Source organism: Thauera phenolivorans, from assembly GCF_001696715.1.
Lineage (GTDB): Bacteria > Pseudomonadota > Gammaproteobacteria > Burkholderiales > Rhodocyclaceae > Thauera > Thauera phenolivorans.
Map to the genome: position 1 here is coordinate 179,756 of NZ_MBFM01000002.1, position 15,656 is coordinate 195,411.

At 69.0% G+C, this 15,656-nt stretch carries 16 protein-coding genes; 3 read left to right on the forward strand and 13 right to left on the reverse strand.

Features of this window, described 5'->3' with window-relative positions; genetic code table 11:
* Positions 1 to 58 precede the first annotated feature (58 nt).
* Positions 59 to 490: an amino acid-binding protein gene (locus tag BB334_RS04350; protein ID WP_068804823.1), complete on the forward strand. Its 432-nt coding sequence runs from the start codon at positions 59 to 61 to the stop codon at positions 488 to 490.
* Between the two features lie 81 nt (positions 491 to 571).
* Positions 572 to 1,411 (forward strand): aldo/keto reductase, encoded by an 840-nt coding sequence (locus tag BB334_RS04355; protein ID WP_068804826.1) that lies wholly within the window; start codon positions 572 to 574, stop codon positions 1,409 to 1,411.
* A gap of 21 nt (positions 1,412 to 1,432) precedes the next feature.
* Here BB334_RS04355 and BB334_RS04360 read toward each other — a convergent pair whose 3' ends face one another.
* The 9 genes from BB334_RS04360 to BB334_RS04400 form a co-directional block, all read right to left on the reverse strand.
* Positions 1,433 to 2,443 carry a nucleoid-associated protein gene (locus tag BB334_RS04360; protein WP_068804829.1) on the reverse strand — a complete coding sequence of 337 codons (1,011 nt, stop codon included), beginning with the start codon at positions 2,441 to 2,443 and terminating at the stop codon, positions 1,433 to 1,435.
* Between the two features lie 62 nt (positions 2,444 to 2,505).
* On the reverse strand, positions 2,506 to 2,745 hold the full coding sequence (locus tag BB334_RS04365) for a YbhB/YbcL family Raf kinase inhibitor-like protein (protein ID WP_083200283.1): 240 nt from the start codon (positions 2,743 to 2,745) through the stop codon (positions 2,506 to 2,508).
* Between the two features lie 43 nt (positions 2,746 to 2,788).
* On the reverse strand, positions 2,789 to 3,463 hold the full coding sequence (locus tag BB334_RS04370; RefSeq protein ID WP_068804832.1) for an SOS response-associated peptidase: 675 nt from the start codon (positions 3,461 to 3,463) through the stop codon (positions 2,789 to 2,791).
* 41 nt (positions 3,464 to 3,504) lie between these two features.
* A complete protein-coding gene (locus BB334_RS04375; RefSeq protein WP_068804835.1) occupies positions 3,505 to 5,073 on the reverse strand; it encodes an NYN domain-containing protein in 1,569 nt (522 codons plus the stop codon).
* Between the two features lie 89 nt (positions 5,074 to 5,162).
* A complete protein-coding gene (locus BB334_RS04380) occupies positions 5,163 to 6,572 on the reverse strand; it encodes an alpha,alpha-trehalose-phosphate synthase (UDP-forming) (protein ID WP_198531176.1) in 1,410 nt (469 codons plus the stop codon).
* Between the two features lie 11 nt (positions 6,573 to 6,583).
* Entirely contained in the window at positions 6,584 to 8,386 is a 1,803-nt protein-coding gene (locus BB334_RS04385; protein WP_068804842.1) for a glycoside hydrolase family 15 protein, read from the reverse strand.
* Entirely contained in the window at positions 8,383 to 9,204 is an 822-nt protein-coding gene (otsB, locus tag BB334_RS04390) for a trehalose-phosphatase (RefSeq protein ID WP_083200284.1), read from the reverse strand. The genes BB334_RS04385 and otsB overlap by 4 nt, the downstream gene beginning before the upstream one ends.
* Positions 9,205 to 9,310: 106 nt before the next feature.
* A complete protein-coding gene (gene radA / locus BB334_RS04395; protein ID WP_068804845.1) occupies positions 9,311 to 10,684 on the reverse strand; it encodes a DNA repair protein RadA in 1,374 nt (457 codons plus the stop codon).
* Positions 10,684 to 11,604, reverse strand: a complete 921-nt coding sequence (locus BB334_RS04400) for a LysR family transcriptional regulator (RefSeq protein ID WP_083200285.1) — start codon at positions 11,602 to 11,604, stop codon at positions 10,684 to 10,686. Before BB334_RS04400 ends, radA begins: the two co-directional genes overlap by 1 nt.
* Positions 11,605 to 11,759: 155 nt before the next feature.
* On the opposite strand from BB334_RS04400, the gene lplT reads away from it, so the two are divergent.
* Positions 11,760 to 13,010: a lysophospholipid transporter LplT gene (lplT, locus tag BB334_RS04405; RefSeq protein WP_068804851.1), complete on the forward strand. Its 1,251-nt coding sequence runs from the start codon at positions 11,760 to 11,762 to the stop codon at positions 13,008 to 13,010.
* 8 nt (positions 13,011 to 13,018) lie between these two features.
* Here the strand turns inward: lplT and BB334_RS04410 are convergent, their stop codons facing one another.
* From BB334_RS04410 to BB334_RS04425, 4 genes are read right to left on the reverse strand one after another with little or no spacing between them, the layout of a single operon-like run.
* Complete coding sequence (locus tag BB334_RS04410) at positions 13,019 to 13,870, reverse strand: uracil-DNA glycosylase (protein ID WP_068806111.1); 852 nt, start codon at positions 13,868 to 13,870, stop codon at positions 13,019 to 13,021.
* Positions 13,871 to 13,899: 29 nt separating this feature from the next.
* Positions 13,900 to 14,328 carry a ribosomal protein S18-alanine N-acetyltransferase gene (rimI, locus tag BB334_RS04415; protein ID WP_068806108.1) on the reverse strand — a complete coding sequence of 143 codons (429 nt, stop codon included), beginning with the start codon at positions 14,326 to 14,328 and terminating at the stop codon, positions 13,900 to 13,902.
* A gap of 29 nt (positions 14,329 to 14,357) precedes the next feature.
* Entirely contained in the window at positions 14,358 to 15,065 is a 708-nt protein-coding gene (tsaB, locus tag BB334_RS04420; RefSeq protein ID WP_068804854.1) for a tRNA (adenosine(37)-N6)-threonylcarbamoyltransferase complex dimerization subunit type 1 TsaB, read from the reverse strand.
* A gap of 59 nt (positions 15,066 to 15,124) precedes the next feature.
* The gene (locus BB334_RS04425) at positions 15,125 to 15,466 is read right to left on the reverse strand and encodes a hypothetical protein (RefSeq protein WP_158014349.1); all 342 of its coding nucleotides are present in this window, start codon (positions 15,464 to 15,466) and stop codon (positions 15,125 to 15,127) included.
* Between the last annotated feature and the right edge of the window lie 190 nt (positions 15,467 to 15,656).

A 15,656-nucleotide genomic window follows, 5' to 3' on the forward strand; every position in this document is an offset into this window, starting at 1 on the left:
CTGATCGACCGTCGCCATGACTGAACCGCAGCCACGCGTCCATCACACGGTGTCCGCCATGAAGATTCCCCAGCTCTCCGTCTTCCTCGAGAACCGGCCCGGCAGCCTGCTGCCCCCGCTGCAGCTGCTCGCCGAGGCGGGCCTCAACCTGGCGGGCCTCAGCCTCGCCGACACCGCACAGTTCGGCATCCTGCGCCTCGTCCTCAAGGACTGGGCCCGCGCCCGCGAGTTGCTCGAGCGGGCCGGCTGGGTGGTGAAGCGCAACGACATGGTGGCGATCGACGTCGACGACGCGCCCGGCGGGCTGGTGCGCGCGCTCGAGGTGCTGACGGCGGCGGGCAAGGACATCGAGTACATGTACGCGTTCTACCTGCGCCGGGACGGCCGGGTGGTGCTGTTGTTCCGCTTCGACGACCCCGACGGCGCGATTGCCGCGCTCGACGATGCGGGGATCGCGATGCTGCCCGCCCGTGTTCTCCTCGGCGAGTGAGAATGCGGTCCGAGGGTTGTGTCGGCCGGCGGCGGAATGTGGCAACCTGTGCACCTCAATTCAAATCCCGAGATTTCCGCCATGACGAAAACCGTGAACCCCGCGCCCACCCTCACCCTCGCCAACGGCGTCGAGATGCCCCAGCTCGGCCTCGGCACCTGGCCGATGAACGACGCCGAGGCGGCGGCCGCCGTCGCCCAGGCGATCCGCATCGGCTATCGCCTGATCGACACCGCCGAGAACTACGAGAACGAGCGCGGCGTCGGCGAGGGCGTCCGCAATTCCGGCGTCGCCCGCGAGCAGATCTTCGTCACCACCAAGTTCAACCGCAAGTGGCACAGCGTCGACGGCGCCCGCCAGGCCTGCGAGGCCAGCCTCGAGCGGCTCGGCCTCGACTACATCGATCTCCTACTGGTGCACTGGCCCAACCCCGACCAGGACCGCTACGTCGAGGCCTACCAGGGTCTGGTGAGACTGCTCGACGCGGGCGTTGTGCGCGCGATCGGCACGTCCAACTTCAAGCCCGCCCACCTCCAGCGCCTGTTCGACCTCGGCCTGGTGCCGGCGGTGAACCAGATCCAGCTCGACCCCTATCATCGCCGCGACGAGCTCGTCGCCCTCCACAAGGAGAAGGGCATCGTCACCGAGTCCTGGCGTCCGCTCGGCTGCGGCAACGCGATGCTGAGCGACCCGGCGGTGACCGCGATCGCCGAGGCCCACGGCCGGACTCCGGCCCAGGTGCTGCTGCGCTGGCAGGTACAGCAGGGCTTCGTCACCTGCCCCAAGTCGGCCGACCCGGCGCGCCAGGCGCAGAACCTCGACATCTTCGACTTCGCCCTCAGCGCCGAGCAGATGGCCGCGCTCGACGGCCTCGATCGTCCCGACCCGGAAATGCTCGACGCCGACAGCTTCGGCCACTGAGCGCCGAAGGCGCGTGCCCGCCTAGTCCTCCTCGGCGAGCATGCGCTTGAGGTAGTCGGGCACGCCCGACAGCACCAGCCTGTCGGTCGCCGGGTCGTAGTGCACCGCGCCCGAATGCAGGCCGCTGCGATCGAACTCGAGCTTCCACTGCTCGGCGCTCGCGCTGAAGCGCACCAGCGGCCGGATCGCGCGACGGTTGGGCACGAAGCCGCTGGCGATGCGGGTCTCCTCGGCCTTGAGCAAGGCGTGGAGCGGCGCTGGCTGATCGGGGCAGACCTCGCGCGCGAGCTCCTCGAACACCACCGGCGTACCGCTCTCGCCGAGCGCATCGAGATGGGTGTGGGCGCGCTCGAGCATGGCATCGCGCGCCGCCGGCTCGAGCTGCTGCTCGTCGACGAAGCGACCGAGGGTCTGCACCAGTTTCTTGGTTTCCTGCAGGGCGACGATGACGTCGCTGCAGCCGAGCAGGCGCTTGAACCAGGCGCCGCTGCTGCCGCGTCCGCGCAGGAAGCCGAGGTAGCGGTCCTCGCCGCGCTGCCAGCCCTCGAGGTCGATCCGTCCGGCGCCGCGCAGCGCCGCGAGGTCGAGGTGGGGGCAGTCGAGCAGATCGAGGCCGCCGCTCACCGCGGTGCCGACCGTCTCGCCGATCACCGTCAGCCACAGGCAGTCGGTTGGCCCCTCGCGCACCAGGGCGAGCATGATGAAACCGCCCTCCTCGAGTTCCTCCTCGTCGGCAATCGCCCCCACCTGCGCGGCGATGCGGCGCGAGAGTTCGAGGAAATCGGTCGCGCGCTCGAGCCGCCATTCGCGCAGCCATCGCGCCAGCGGAAAGCGCTCCTCGTCTTCCTCGAAGCGGCCGAAGCCCTTGCCGGTGCGGCTCGCGTAATGAGCGTTCAGGCGTTCGACGAGGCGCACCGCGGCGGCGTCGGGCGCGCATTCGGCCTCGCGCAGGTCGACCCGGGCGGGCGTGTCGGCCGCCTTGTGCAGCCGGTGAACGACGAGATGGGTGACGGTGTGCTGGACGGTGCTCATGTGGGCCTCGCGAAAATCGAGGCCGGATTCTCTCATACGCGGACGGACGTGCCCGCCAGCGCTCAGGCCGTCTTGCGGTAGGTGCCGACCAGTTCGGCGTGAGCGAGCACGTGGCCGTCAATCGCACGCAGCAGCTTGTCCTTGTCCGGACGGTGCAGGTCGGGCAGGAGGCGGTCGAGGACGTAGATCTTGTGGAAGTAGCGGTGGCGACCGATCGGCGGGCAAGGACCGCCATAGCCGGTGCGATGGGTGTGCGACCGCAGTGCGGGCGTCCGTGGTCCAGCATAGCGGCCCCTGCCCATGAAGCGAAAGCCGGTGCGACCCCGGCAGGCGCCGACCGCCCGTTCATTCCGCCGCCAGCGGGCGGATCAGCGACTCGCCCTCGTTCGATACCTTGCCCACCGCCTTCGACACGGGGTGCATCGCAAGCGCCGGCGGCGCGGCCGTGAGCAGCGCACGCAAGTCGGGCTCCGGCGCCGCGCGGTCGAGCCAGCGCGCGCAGGCCGGCGCGGTCAGGATCACCGGCATCCGCTGGTGCAGCTCGCGCATCGGCCCCTCGGCCTCGGTGGTGAGGATGGTGAAGGTGTCGACGCTCTCGCCGTCGTCGGGCCGCGTCCAGCGTTCCCAGAGGCCGGCGAGGGCGAACAGTTCGTCATTCGCCGCGTGGATGTAGTAGGGCTGCTTGCCGCCGGCGATCGTCTTCCACTCGTAGAAGCCGTTGGCGGGGACGATGCAGCGACGCCGTCGCCACGCCGCGCGGAAGGCCGGCTTGTCGGCGACGCTTTCGGCGCGTGCGTTGATCAGTCGGGTGGCGATCGCCTCGTCCTTCGCCCAGGCGGGCACCAGGCCCCAGCGCAGCAGGTGGATCACCCGATCGCCGCCCGCACGCTGGCGCAGTACGGGCAGCCACTGCATCGGCGCCGCGTTGTAGCGCGGCGCGAGCTCGAAGTGTTCGATCTCGGCGTCGAACTGCTCGCGCAGGCGCGAACTCGGGCCGTAGAGCGCATAGCGTCCGCACATGCCACATCCTCCTCGCGCGCGGGACGGGCGGTGGCCGCGCTTCAGTCGTCCTTGGCCGGCTTGCCGGTGTCGTCGGCCGCCTCCTTGTTGCGCGGCCGGCGTGCGCGCGCTGTGCTTTTGCGCGCAGGCTTTGCCGCGCCCGACTCTGCCTCGGGCGATTCGGTCGTCTGCTGCGCCTCGACCATCGCGTCCGGCGCCGAGTCCTGCTCCACAGCTGCGCGCGCACGCTGCGACGGTCGCGTTTCGAGCTTCTCGACTTCGGCAGGCTGGCCGGCGGCGCTCGCCAGTGCGCCTGCGGCTTCGCCCTCGACCTTCTTCTTGCGCGGGGTCCGTTTGCGTGCCGGCTTGTCGCTCGCCGCCGGCACTTCGGCCGCAGCTGCGTCGTCCACCGCAGGGGCGCGCTCGGCGGCACTCGGCGGCGGCTCGCGTTCCGCCGCCGTTGCGGTTTGCGTGGCCGGCACCTCCGGCGCGGGCGCCTCCGCGCGCGGGGGGGCGGCGGCAGGCGCGGGGGTTTCTGCGGGTGCCGCCCTGCCTTCGTCCGCCCTGCCCTCGCCGCCGGCCCTCGTTGCGTCCGTGCCCGACTCCTCCTGGCCCGCGCCACCCTCCCGTGCGCGCTCCTTCTTGCCGGCCTCATCCTTGCGCCCGCCCTTGCGCCGTCCGCGCGCCTTGGTGGGCTTGTCCGCCTCCGCGCCCGGTGCGGGCCCGGAGGCCTGCGCTGGCGTGCCGGAGCCGGCTGCGACTTCGGCGTCGGACTCGAAATCGTCGGATTCGCCGCCACCGGCCGGCAAGGTTTCGCGACTGCGATAGACGTAGGTGTTGGATTTTTCGTCGCGGGCGATCGCCAGCAGGCCGCGCGACTGGGCCTCTTCGAGCAGGTTGCCGAAGGCGCGAAAGCCGAAGTAGGACTCGTTGAAGTCGGGCTTGCGGCGCTTGATCGCTTCCTTGAGCACCGAGGACCAGATCTTGCCGCTGTCACCGCGCTCCTCGAGCAAGGCCTCGAAGGTCTCCACTGCGATCTCGACCGCCTTCGTGCGCCGCGCCTCGAGTTCGTCCCGGCGCTGCGTCTCCTCGTCGGGCGAGCGGCGCGCCTGGGGCTGGGCATCGCGCTGGGCGCGCTTCGACTTGCGTTGATCCTCCCGCACCAGATCGTCGTAGAAGATGAACTCGTCGCAATTTGCGATCAGCAGGTCGGAGGTCGATTGCTTGACCCCGACGCCGATCACCTGCTTGGCGTTCTCGCGCAGCTTGGAGACCAGCGGCGAGAAATCGGAGTCGCCGCTGATGATGACGAAGGTATTGACATGGGATTTGGTGTAGCACAGGTCGAGCGCGTCGACCACGAGCCGGATGTCGGCCGAGTTCTTGCCCGACTGGCGCACGTGCGGGATCTCGATGAGTTCGAAGTTGGCCTCGTGCATGACCGCCTTGAAGCCCTTGTAGCGCTCCCAGTCGCAGTAGGCCTTCTTGACCACGATGCTGCCCTTGAGCAGGAGGCGCTCGAGCACGCGCTTGATGTCGAACTTCTCGTAGTTGGCGTCCCGCACGCCGAGGGCGACGTTCTCGAAGTCGCAGAACAGCGCCATGCTGACGCTTTCCTGGGGTGAGGCCATTCGTTGTTCTCCGGTGGATTGGGCCGTTCGATGCGTCATTCTAGCCGTTCCGCCGCAGGCGCCCGCTTCCTGCGGCCAGACTCCCGCGTTCAGTGCGGTGGACGCCGCTTCAGCCGTTCGGCGTCGCGCCAGCGACCAAGCACCTGATCCAGGCTGCGCCCGGGACGGGTCAGGGCAGAAATGAAGTGGCGACCCCAGTCCTTGATGTGGTTGGCCTCTAGCACCGCGAACAGCTCGCGGTGGCGCGCGCGCCGCTCCTCGAGCGGCATGCCGAGCGCGACGTCGATGGCATCGGCGAGGCTGTCGCGGTCGTGCGGGTTGATCAGCACCGCGGCATCGAGTTCGGCCGCCGCGCCGGCGAAGCGCGACAGCACGAGCACGCCGGGATCGTCCGGGTCCTGGGCGGCGACAAACTCCTTGGCCACCAGGTTCATGCCGTCGCGCAGCGGGGTGACGAGCGCGACCCGCGCCAGGCGCAGCATCACCGCGATCTCGTCGCGGCGGTAGCCCCGGTTCACATAGCGCAGCGGCACCCAGGACACCTGCCCGAAGCGGCCGTTGATGTGGCCCACCTTTGTGCTGACCGCGGCGTCCATGTTGGCGTACTCGGCGATCTCGGAGCGGCTCGGCGGGGCGATCTGGAGGAAGGTCGTCCGGTCGTGCCACTCGGGATATCTCTCGAGAAAGCGCTCGAAGCCGTCGAGCCGGCACAGGATGCCCTTCGAGTAGTCGAGGCGGTCGATGCCGATCATCGGTGTGCGCCCCTCGAGGCTGGCCACGAGCTCGCGCGCGAAGTCGGAGTCCAGCCCTGCCGCAGCCAGCTCACGCAGGCCCTCGGGATCGACGCCGACCGGGAACACCCCGATGCGGAACACCCGCTCGCCGATCCGATAGCGTCGCGCATCGGCGGTGGCCGCCCCCATCACCGTCGACAGGTAGCGTGCGAAGTTGCCGGCGTCGTTGTCGGTCTGGAACCCCACGAGGTCGAAATCGGTCAGCGCACCGACCACCTCCTCGTGGCGCGGCAGCGCGGTGAGGAGGTCGGGCGGCGGCATCGGCGTGTGCAGGAAGAAGCCGATCCGGTTGTGATGACCGCGGGCGCGCAGGGCGCGGGCGAGCAGCATCAGATGATAGTCGTGCACCCAGATGATGTCGTCCGGTTCGAGCAGCGCCCCCACGCGCTCGGCGAAGAAATCGTTCACCCGGCGGTAGCCGTCGAGGTCGGCTTCGTGGAAGTCAGCGAGGTCGAGCCGGTAATGCAGGATCGGCCACAGCACGCCGTTGGCGAAGCCCTGGTAATACTCCTCGAAATCCGCCGGCCTGACGTCAGTGAGCACATAGCTGACGTGGCCGCGCTGGATATGCACGAGATCGCCGGGCGACTCGGCGACATTGCCGCTCCAGCCGAACCACACGCCGTCGTAGCCGCGCATCGCGGCCTCGACCGCCACCGCGAGTCCGCCCGGCGCCGGGTTGCCCGCCTCATCGGGCAGGGACACCCGATTCGATATCACCACGATTCGTGACACATCCCCTCCTCCCAGCTGCGCGACAGCTTCATCGCGGTGTTGATCAGACCCGCCATCGAATAGGTCTGCGGGATGTTGCCCCACAGCCGGCCGTCCTGCGGATGCACGTCCTCGGCCAGCAGGCCATAGCAGTTGCGCAGCGCCACCAATTCGTCGTAGAGCGCACGCGCCTCGTCGCGCCGGCCGATCGCGGCGAGTGCGTCGAGGTACCAGAACTTGACCACCAGGAAGGCGGTTTCAGGCGTGCCGAAATCGTCGGGTGCAGAATAGCGCATCAGGTGGCCGTTGTTGCCGAGCTCGCGGCCGATCACTTCCACGGTGGCGATGAAGCGTGGATCGTCAGCGGCAACGAGGCCCATCTCGTGCATCAGCAGCACGCTGGCATCGAGGCTGTCATGCCCGAAGGTGCCGGTGAAACACTGCCGGCACTCGCTCCAGGCCTCACGCAGGATGCGCTCGCGCAGCCGCAGTGCCTCCCCCTCCCAGCGCTTCGCCTCCGCGGGGAGACGGAGCCGGCGCGCGATCAGCCCCATGCGATGGCAGGCCACCCAGCACAGCAACGCGGAATGCGTATGCAGCCGCTGCCGGCCGCGGTACTCCCAGATACCGGCGTCGGGTTCGAAGGCGAGTCGCGCCGCGCGTTCTGCGAGCGGCTCGAGGCGGCGGAACATGCCGGCATCGCCCGGCACCTGCAGACGCTCGTCGAAGAAGGTCTGCGCCACCGCGAGGATCACCGAGCCATAGACGTCGTGCTGTACTTGCTCGGCCGCCTGGTTGCCCACCCGCACCGGACCGTCGCCGCGAAAGCCCGCGAGGTTGGGCTCGATGCGTTCGGTGAGATCGAGGTCGGGCACGATGCCATAGAGCGGCTTGAGGTCGGCCCCGCCCGAGGCCACCGTGGCGATGAACTCGACGTAACGCTCCATGGTGCGCGTGGCCCCGAGCCGATTGAGGGCCTGGATCACGAAGTAGGCGTCGCGCAGCCAGCAGTAGCGGTAATCCCAGTTGCGACCGGAGCCAGGCGCTTCGGGGATCGAGGTGGTGACGGCCGCCACGATCGCGCCGGTTTCCTCGAAGCTCGAGAGCTTGAGGGTGATCGCTGCGCGGATGCATACCTCCTGCCACTCGAAGGGAACCGCGAGCGTGCGCACCCAGTCGTGCCAGTAGTCCGTGGTGCGCTTGAGGAAATCCGCCACCACCGCGTCGGTCGCGCCCTCGAGCGGCTCGTCGACACCGATCACCATATGCACCGCGCGGGTCAGGGCGAAGGGCGTCTCGCGCGAAAGGTAGGACAGCGGCGCATTGGTGGTGAGGCGCACCGTGTCCTCGGCGCCGAGGTAGCGGATGTGGTTCGAACCTGCGACTGCCCGCCGCGGCAGGCCATAGCCATGGGTGGGGCGCAGGCGCAGGGTGATCCGTGGCAGCCCCTGCACCGGCTCGATCACCCGGCACAGCTGCGCGGGCTGGAAGTTGCGGCCGTAGAGCCGGAAACGCGGCGCGAAGTCGGTGATGCGGACCGCATTGCCGGCACCGTCGGTGAGCGTGGTGCGGATCACCGCGGTGTTGCGCAGATAGTCCGAGCGCGCGTTGACCATGCCTTCGAGCACGCAGTCGAAGCTGCCCTTGTCCTCATCTCCGGCGAGGAGGCGCGAGAATACGGGGTCGCCATCGAAGTTCGGATAGCACCACCACACCAGGCTGCCGAGGGGATTGACCAGCGCAGCCACCCGGCTGTTGCCGATCAGTCCGAGTTCGAGACCGCCGTGCCTGTCCGTCTGCGTCATGGTGTCAGCCTCCCGAGCGCGGCGCGCACCGCCGCCGGATTGTCGAAGATCGCGCTCGCGCCGGACATCTCGCGGCCGACCGCGAGCCCGAGCCCGCCGTGTGCCGGCATCGCGGCCATCGCCGGCTCGTCGGTGACGTCGTCGCCGACGAACACCGGTCGGCGGCCGGCGAAGGGCGGCTGCGCGAGCAGGCGGGCGATGGCGGTTGCCTTGTTCCAGCTGGCGCCGACCACTTCGTACACCATCTTGCCGGGCAGCAGCCGGAAGCCGTCGTGGCCAGGGGCGGCGAGCAGGCGGGTCAAAGCTCGACCGAGCGCCTCGCCGAGCGCGGGTGCGGCGCGGTAGTGCAGGGCCACGCTGGCGCCCTTGTCCTCGAGCAGCAGGCCTCCGCCGGCCGCGGCAAGGGTGTGCATTTCCGCTCGAAGCGAGTCGGGAAACCGCGGCAGCGGCTCACGCCGCAGCTCGCCGCCCTCCCACTGCCGCCACTCCACACCATGGGCGCCGGCGGCCGGCAGCGCCAGGGGATGGAACAGGCGATCCAGGTCCTCGATCGAGCGGCCGCTGACGAGCGCGAGTGCGCCGTCGAGTTCGTCATGCAGCTTGCGCAGTGCCGTCCGAAGCGTGACCGGGACGACGACCGCATCGGGCGTCGCCGCGATGTCCAGCAGGCTGCCATCGACATCGAGAAAGAGCGCGCAGCGCGCTCCCCGGTCCTGGAGCCAGCGTGCGAGCAGCGCCTCGGCAGCTTCAGTGTCGCCCCGCCCGGCGCGACGGTCGGTCGTGGGCGTCGCCTGTGCGTGCGGGTCTGTGCGGGACATCGGGCTAGTCACCTCGCGCTGCGCGCCGCGCGGCCGGGAGCGGCGGCGATCCGATAGATTGGTGCAAAAAAGGATAGCACGCACTGCCGGCGGTGCCGGTCGGTCTTCAGTCGTCGAGCTCGCGCGCGCGCGCGATCGCGTCCTCGATGCGGTCGACCGCAATCACGCGCATACCCTCGATCGGCTGTCGGGGCGCGTTCGCCTTGGGAATGATCGCGGTGTCGAAGCCGAGCTTGGCCGCCTCGCGCAGGCGCTCCTGTCCGCGCGGCGCGGGACGGATTTCGCCCGCCAGGCCCACCTCGCCGAACACTGCGAGGCCCCGCCTGAGCGGGCGGTCGCGCAGCGAGGACACGATCGCGAACAGGATCGCCAGGTCGGCCGCCGGTTCGGCGATCTTGACCCCGCCGACCGCATTGACGAACACGTCCTGGTCAGCGCAGACGATGCCGGCATGACGGTGCAGCACCGCGAGCAGCATCGCCAGCCGGTTCTGCTCGAGGCCTACCGACAGACGGCGCGGATTCGGTGCGTGGGCGGCATCGACCAGCGCCTGCACCTCGACGAGGAGCGGGCGCGTGCCCTCCTGCGTCACCAGCACGCAGCTGCCGGCGACCTGCTGGCCGTGCTGGGAGAGAAAGATCGCGGAAGGATTGGAGACACCCCGTAGCCCGCGCTCGGTCATCGCGAAGACCCCGAGTTCATTGACCGCGCCGAAGCGGTTCTTGAAGGCGCGGACGAGGCGGAAGCTCGAGTGGGTGTCACCCTCGAAATAGAGCACGGTGTCGACGATGTGCTCGAGCACCCGCGGCCCGGCCAGCGTGCCGTCCTTGGTCACGTGGCCGACGAGGATCAGGCTGGTGCCGCTCTGCTTGGCGAAGCGGGTGAGCTGGGCGGCGCATTCGCGCACCTGGGCGACCGAGCCGGGTGCCGACTGCAGCGCTTCGGAGTACACCGTCTGGATCGAATCGATCACCGCGACCCGCGGCCTCGCGCCGCGCAGGGTACCGAGGATGCGCTCGAGGTTGATCTCTGCGAGCATCTGCAGGCGCGACTCGGGCAGCTGCAGCCGATGCGCGCGCAATGCAACCTGCTCGCCGGACTCCTCGCCGCTGACGTAGACCACCGGCAGCGTGTTGGAGAGCTGGGCGAGCGCCTGCAACAGGAGGGTGGACTTGCCGATGCCGGGGTCGCCGCCGATCAGCACCACGCCGCCCGGCACCAGACCGCCGCCGAGCACGCGGTCGAACTCGTCGATGCCGGTCGGCTGGCGCGGCTCCTCGCGCGGCTGCAGCGCGGACAGCGGCTGAAGCCGGCTGGTCTCGCCGGCGAGCGCAGCGAAGCGGCTGCCGGCGCCACCGCCGGCCTCGACCACGGTCTCGGTCAGCGTGTTCCAGGCCTGGCAATGCGGGCACTGGCCCTGCCAGCGCGGAACCTGTCCGCCGCACTCGCTGCAGACGAAGGCGGACTTCGCCTTCGCCATCACGCCTCGGCGCGCAGCGCTTCAGCCATGCGTGCGAGTTCCTCGCAGGCGTAGTCGGCGAAGGTGGTGACCAGGCGCGAGCGGAACTTGTCGCGCGGGATGATCAGTTCGAACGGGGTGTAGAGCGGCGGATCGAGCGGAATCGCGGCGAGCGTGCCCGCCTTGCGCTCGTCTCGGATCGCAGCGTACGAGGCGATGCCGAAGCCCAGCCCCTCGGCGGCGAAGTGCTTGACCGCATTGAGGCCGCCGAGCTCGGCGCAGATGGTCATGTCGGCGGAGGGAACCCCGCCGGCTTCGAGGAAATCGTCGGCGAGGTCGCGGATCGCGTTGCCGTTCTCACGATGGATGAAGGGATGGCCGAGCAGGTCGGTCGCCTTGAGGCGCTCGTAGCTGGCGAGCGGATGTTGCGGATGGCAGATCACCATCAGCTCGTCGCGGGTCGCGTTACGCCGCTCGATCGTGGGCTGGTCGCTGACGATTTCGACCAGGCCGATGTCGAGCTCGCGGGCGGCGACGCGGTCTTCTGTGGTCTGCGAATTGGCCACCCACACGCGCGGAATCACGCGTGGATAGAGGCGCTTGAAACCGGCCAGCAGGAGCGGAAGCCAGTAGGCCGACAGCGTCGTGCTGGTGCCGATGTTGAGCGGTCCCGCCAGTTCGTCGGTGAGTTCGGCGACACGCGAGTCGAGCTCCTCGGACAGGTCGAGGATGCGCTCGGCGTAGGCGAGAACGATCTGGCCGGCGGGCGTGAGCGAAATGCGACCGTGGCCGCGATCGAGCAGGCGGGTGTTGTACTGCTCTTCCAGCTGCTTGATCTGGAAGGTCACCGCCGGCTGGGTCATGAAAAGGTGTTCCGCAGCCCGGGTGAAGGAGCCGTGCTTGGCCACTGCGTGGAATACCTGAAGCCTGCGATCTGCCATGGTTATGATAAGAAGGGTTTATATTCCTCATTAGATCACAAAAGCGGGGCCGCTTCCGCAAGCGCGCGCGCTATTGCTGCGGCGGGTCATCACCGCGCCTCCGGCTTCGTGATATAAACCGCGCACCTGCAACCGCGACGCGACCTTCCCGCACGATGCCGCTCGGCTTCTACATCATCATGGCAGCGCAGTTCTGTTCGGCGCTGGCCGACAACGCGCTGCTGATCGTCGCGATTGCGCTGCTGCGGGACATGGCGGCGCCGGAGGCGCAGGAACCGCTGCTCAAGTTGTTCTTCACCCTTTCGTACGTGGGTCTCGCCGCCTTCGTCGGCGCCTTCGCGGACTCGATGCCGAAGGCGCGGGTGATGCTGATCAGCAATACGATCAAGATCGGCGGCTGCAGCATGCTGTTCTTCGGTACCCATCCGCTTTTCGCCTACGCGGTCATCGGGCTCGGCGCGGCGGCCTACTCTCCCGCCAAGTACGGCATCCTCACCGAATACCTGCCGCACCGTCTGCTGGTGTTGGCCAACGGCTGGATCGAGGGGCTGACCGTTGGCGCGATCATTCTCGGTACCGTGATGGGCGGCGTGCTGATCCGAGACGACGTCTCGGCCTGGCTGATGCGCCTCGATCTGCCGCTGGTCGACACCGCCTTCGCCGCCGCGGCACTGATCGTCGGCCTGCTCTACCTGCTGGCGGCCGGCTTCAACCTGTTCATTCCCGACACCGGCGTGGATCACAAGCCGCTGAAGAAGAATCCGCTCTACCTTGTCCACGACTTCAATCACTGCCTCAAGCTTCTGTGGCGCGACAAGCTGGGGCAGATCTCGCTCGCGGTGACCACCTTGTTCTGGGGCGCCGGCGCCACCCTCCAGTTCATCGTCATCCGCTGGGCGGAGCACAACCTCGGTCTCGGGTTGTCACAGGCCTCCATGCTGCAGGGGGTGGTGGCGGTGGGGGTGGCCGCGGGTGCGATCCTCGCCGCCCGCATGATCAGCCTGCGCAGGTCGGTGCAGGTGATCCCGCTCGGCATAGCGATGGGTCTGGCGGTGATGATGATGGTCGGCATCACCGACACCATGATCGCGATGTGCCTGATGGTGGTGGTGGGCGCGCTGGCCGGGTTTTTCGTGGTGCCGATGAACGCCTTGCTGCAGCACCGTGGCCATATCCTGATGGGGGCGGGCCACTCGATCGCGGTTCAGAACTTCAACGAGAACCTGTCGATCCTGGTGATGACCGGCCTCTATGCGCTGCTGATCATGGCCGGGCTGTCGATCAATGCGGTGATCCTGATGTTCGGTGCCTTCGTCGCCGGCACGATGATCCTGGTCAAGCGGCACCACGCGCTGAACCAGCGCCGTTTCGACGCCGTCGCCCTGCTCGACGATCGCACCCACTGACGCCGGGGTCAGTCCCCGGCGGCCATCAGCCGGCGCGCGAAGCAGAGATCTTCCCACGCCCTCGCCTTGTCCTGCGGATTGCGCAGCAGATAGGCGGGATGGTAGGTCACCACCAGCGAAATGCCACGGTAGGCGAAACGCTGGCCACGCGCGGCCGCGATGCGGATCTCGCGCCCTAGCAGGGCCTGAGCCGCGGGCCGTCCGAGCGCGATCAGGATCTGCGGGCGGACCAGTTCGATCTGGCGCTCGAGATAAGGCAGGCAGGCGCCGATCTCCGCCGCCTCCGGCGTGCGGTTGTGCGGCGGACGGCACTTGACCGTATTCGCGATATAGACATCCTCGCCGCGACGCAGACCGATCGAGCCGAGCATGTTGTCGAGCAGGCGGCCCGCCTGGCCGACGAAGGGTTCGCCCTTGCGGTCCTCCTCCTTGCCCGGCCCTTCGCCGACCAGCATCCAGCGCGCCTCACGGTCGCCGACCCCGGGCACCGCCTGGGTGCGTCCGCTGCCGAGCACGCACTGCCGGCAGGCGTGGATGTCGGCTTCGAGCGCGTCCCAATCGAGCGTCGCGATGCGCCGCGCCCGCATATCCGGATTCTCGGCTTGCCGGGCATCCGACAACGGGGCCGCCGGTCTCGCCGCGGCGGCTTCTTCCCGGCCCTGGCGTAGCTGTGTGGCGGGTCTACTGGCAGACGGCGCCGCAGGAGCGACGATCGGCGGCGTCGACGCGCGTGATGCGCTGGCTTCGAGCCTGGGTGGGCGGGGCATCGCGGCCGAGGGCGCGACGCCGCTCGTCGCGGCTGGCTCGGAAACGTCCTCCGTCCCGCCATCGCGAAGCCGCCAGAGCGGGGCCAGCCCCATCTCGCGCAGGACCGATCCACGCTGCGCGCTCACAGCCGCAGCCTCATGACGATCGCATCCTCCCGCTCACCATTCCCGGCGGCCGGGTAATAGCCGCGGCGTCGACCCGCCGCCTCGAACCCGGCGCTGCGATAGAGTGCGAGCGCCGCCGCGTTCGAGGGCCTGACCTCGAGAAAAAAACTGCACGCGCCGCGCGCCCTCGCCGCCGCGATCAGCTGTGCGAGCAGCGCGTGGCCCAAGCCCCTGCCCTGTTCGGAGGGCGCCACCCCGATGGTCAGCAAATGGGCTTCATCGAGCACTGGCAGCACGACCGCGTAGCCGACCGGGCACTCGTTTCGCCTCAGGATCCAGGCTTCGTTGCCACTCTCGAGCGCGTCGGCGAAATTGCCCCGCGTCCAGGGGCGGGCGTGCAGTTCGGCCTCGCGCGCGACGACCCAGTCGAGGTCGCTCTCCTGCATCGGAACGAAATCGAGTTGCCGCACGACGCTCAAGCCTTGCCGCCGCGTGCGCGGCGCTCGACGGTGGTGAACGCGACCTTGTCGCGCACGTAGAGCGGCGCGGCGAGTTCGGGGGCGAGCAGTTCGCCGCGCGCCAGGACCAACGCGCCGAGCGCCGCCACCTCCCGCGCACGCGGCGCCGCCTGCGCGCGCGCGCTCAGCAGGCGCGGACCGAGATGGCTCGCGAGCTGGTCCTCATACACACCGAACGCGGCACCGATGCCCGCCCAGTGGCCAGCGGGAGCGGCGAAATCGTCTGGCTTGCAGCAGCCGGGCGCAGCGACCGTCCGCAAGGGAGCGCCATGGATGCCGCCGTTCGACGAGCGGAGGTAGGCCGCATGGTAGATCTCGCCCATCCTGGCGTCGGTGGCGACGAGGATACGGTCGCCCTCCTCCTGCAGCGCAAGTGCCTCGAGGCTCACGACCGGCGCCACTCCGATACCGGCGCCGAGCGCCAGACCCTGGGCGAGGCCGCAGGCCAGGCGCAGCCCGGTGAAAGCGCCCGGGCCGCTGCCGAATGCCACCGCGTCGAGCTGGCCGACCGCAAGGCCGGCTTCGGCAAGCAGAACGCGGATCAGCGGGAGGACTTGTTCGGAATGCGCGGCGTTGCCTTCGATGGCACGCTCGAGCAGGCTGTCGCCGCATCGCAGCGCGATACTGCCGTGCTCGCAGGAGGTTTCGATCGCTAGCAGATTCATGGTGCCGCCATTCTAACGGCTCGGCAGCGGATTCCGGCAAGGGGCGGGCGGCGCCGGTCTCAGCGCGATTTCCTGCCCTTGTCGTTCCTGCTCCTGCGCTGCGGTGCCTTCGGATAACCGTCACGCGCGGCATCGCGTATGTCGCGACGCAGCCGGTCACGCTCCTCCTCGCTCAGCCTGCGCCGGACCGCTTCGCGTCGTTCCTCGTCCGGATCCACGGTAAGCATCCTGCGCCATTCGAAGCGCTGGGACTGTCGCGCCCCCTCCGTGACGGCCTCACCTGGCGACTCGGCATGGGCGCTGCCGCCATGCAGCATGGCCGTGATCGCGAGCGAGAAGACGCCGCAGCGGAAGGACGCGGCAAACGGCCGCGCTTCCGCATGTGGGGTCTGGGAGGGCATTGACTTCATCGATCTCTGGAGGAGGGGCAAGATCCTTCCTGACTTTCGGGGATGAGGCAGACCTTACGCCAAAACCCCTTTCAGGTCAGGGATCGCGACCCCGCCGCGGCGCGGCTTTGTAAGGCGATGTTGCCCGGCTTCGAGGCCCTTACGAAGCGTTACCGGGCTGCTTCGCCTGCCTTGCTCGAGA

Bases quoted from the DNA above. Each gene is read 5' to 3' on its own strand.
- BB334_RS04370 (WP_068804832.1), bottom strand. From the start codon at position 3,463: ATGTGCGGACGCTATGCGCTCTACGGCCCGAGTTCGCGCCTGCGCGAG.
- BB334_RS04385 (WP_068804842.1), bottom strand. From the start codon at position 8,386: ATGACGCAGACGGACAGGCACGGCGGTCTCGAACTCGGACTGATCGGC.
- lplT (WP_068804851.1), top strand. From the start codon at position 11,760: ATGCCGCTCGGCTTCTACATCATCATGGCAGCGCAGTTCTGTTCGGCG.
- BB334_RS04360 (WP_068804829.1), bottom strand. From the start codon at position 2,443: ATGAGCACCGTCCAGCACACCGTCACCCATCTCGTCGTTCACCGGCTG.
- otsB (WP_083200284.1), bottom strand. From the start codon at position 9,204: ATGTCCCGCACAGACCCGCACGCACAGGCGACGCCCACGACCGACCGT.
- BB334_RS04410 (WP_068806111.1), bottom strand. From the start codon at position 13,870: ATGGGGCTGGCCCCGCTCTGGCGGCTTCGCGATGGCGGGACGGAGGAC.
- BB334_RS04365 (WP_083200283.1), bottom strand. From the start codon at position 2,745: ATGGGCAGGGGCCGCTATGCTGGACCACGGACGCCCGCACTGCGGTCG.
- tsaB (WP_068804854.1), bottom strand. From the start codon at position 15,065: ATGAATCTGCTAGCGATCGAAACCTCCTGCGAGCACGGCAGTATCGCG.
- radA (WP_068804845.1), bottom strand. From the start codon at position 10,684: ATGGCGAAGGCGAAGTCCGCCTTCGTCTGCAGCGAGTGCGGCGGACAG.
- rimI (WP_068806108.1), bottom strand. From the start codon at position 14,328: ATGCAGGAGAGCGACCTCGACTGGGTCGTCGCGCGCGAGGCCGAACTG.
- BB334_RS04350 (WP_068804823.1), top strand. From the start codon at position 59: ATGAAGATTCCCCAGCTCTCCGTCTTCCTCGAGAACCGGCCCGGCAGC.
- BB334_RS04425 (WP_158014349.1), bottom strand. From the start codon at position 15,466: ATGCCCTCCCAGACCCCACATGCGGAAGCGCGGCCGTTTGCCGCGTCC.
- BB334_RS04355 (WP_068804826.1), top strand. From the start codon at position 572: ATGACGAAAACCGTGAACCCCGCGCCCACCCTCACCCTCGCCAACGGC.
- BB334_RS04400 (WP_083200285.1), bottom strand. From the start codon at position 11,604: ATGGCAGATCGCAGGCTTCAGGTATTCCACGCAGTGGCCAAGCACGGC.
- BB334_RS04375 (WP_068804835.1), bottom strand. From the start codon at position 5,073: ATGGCCTCACCCCAGGAAAGCGTCAGCATGGCGCTGTTCTGCGACTTC.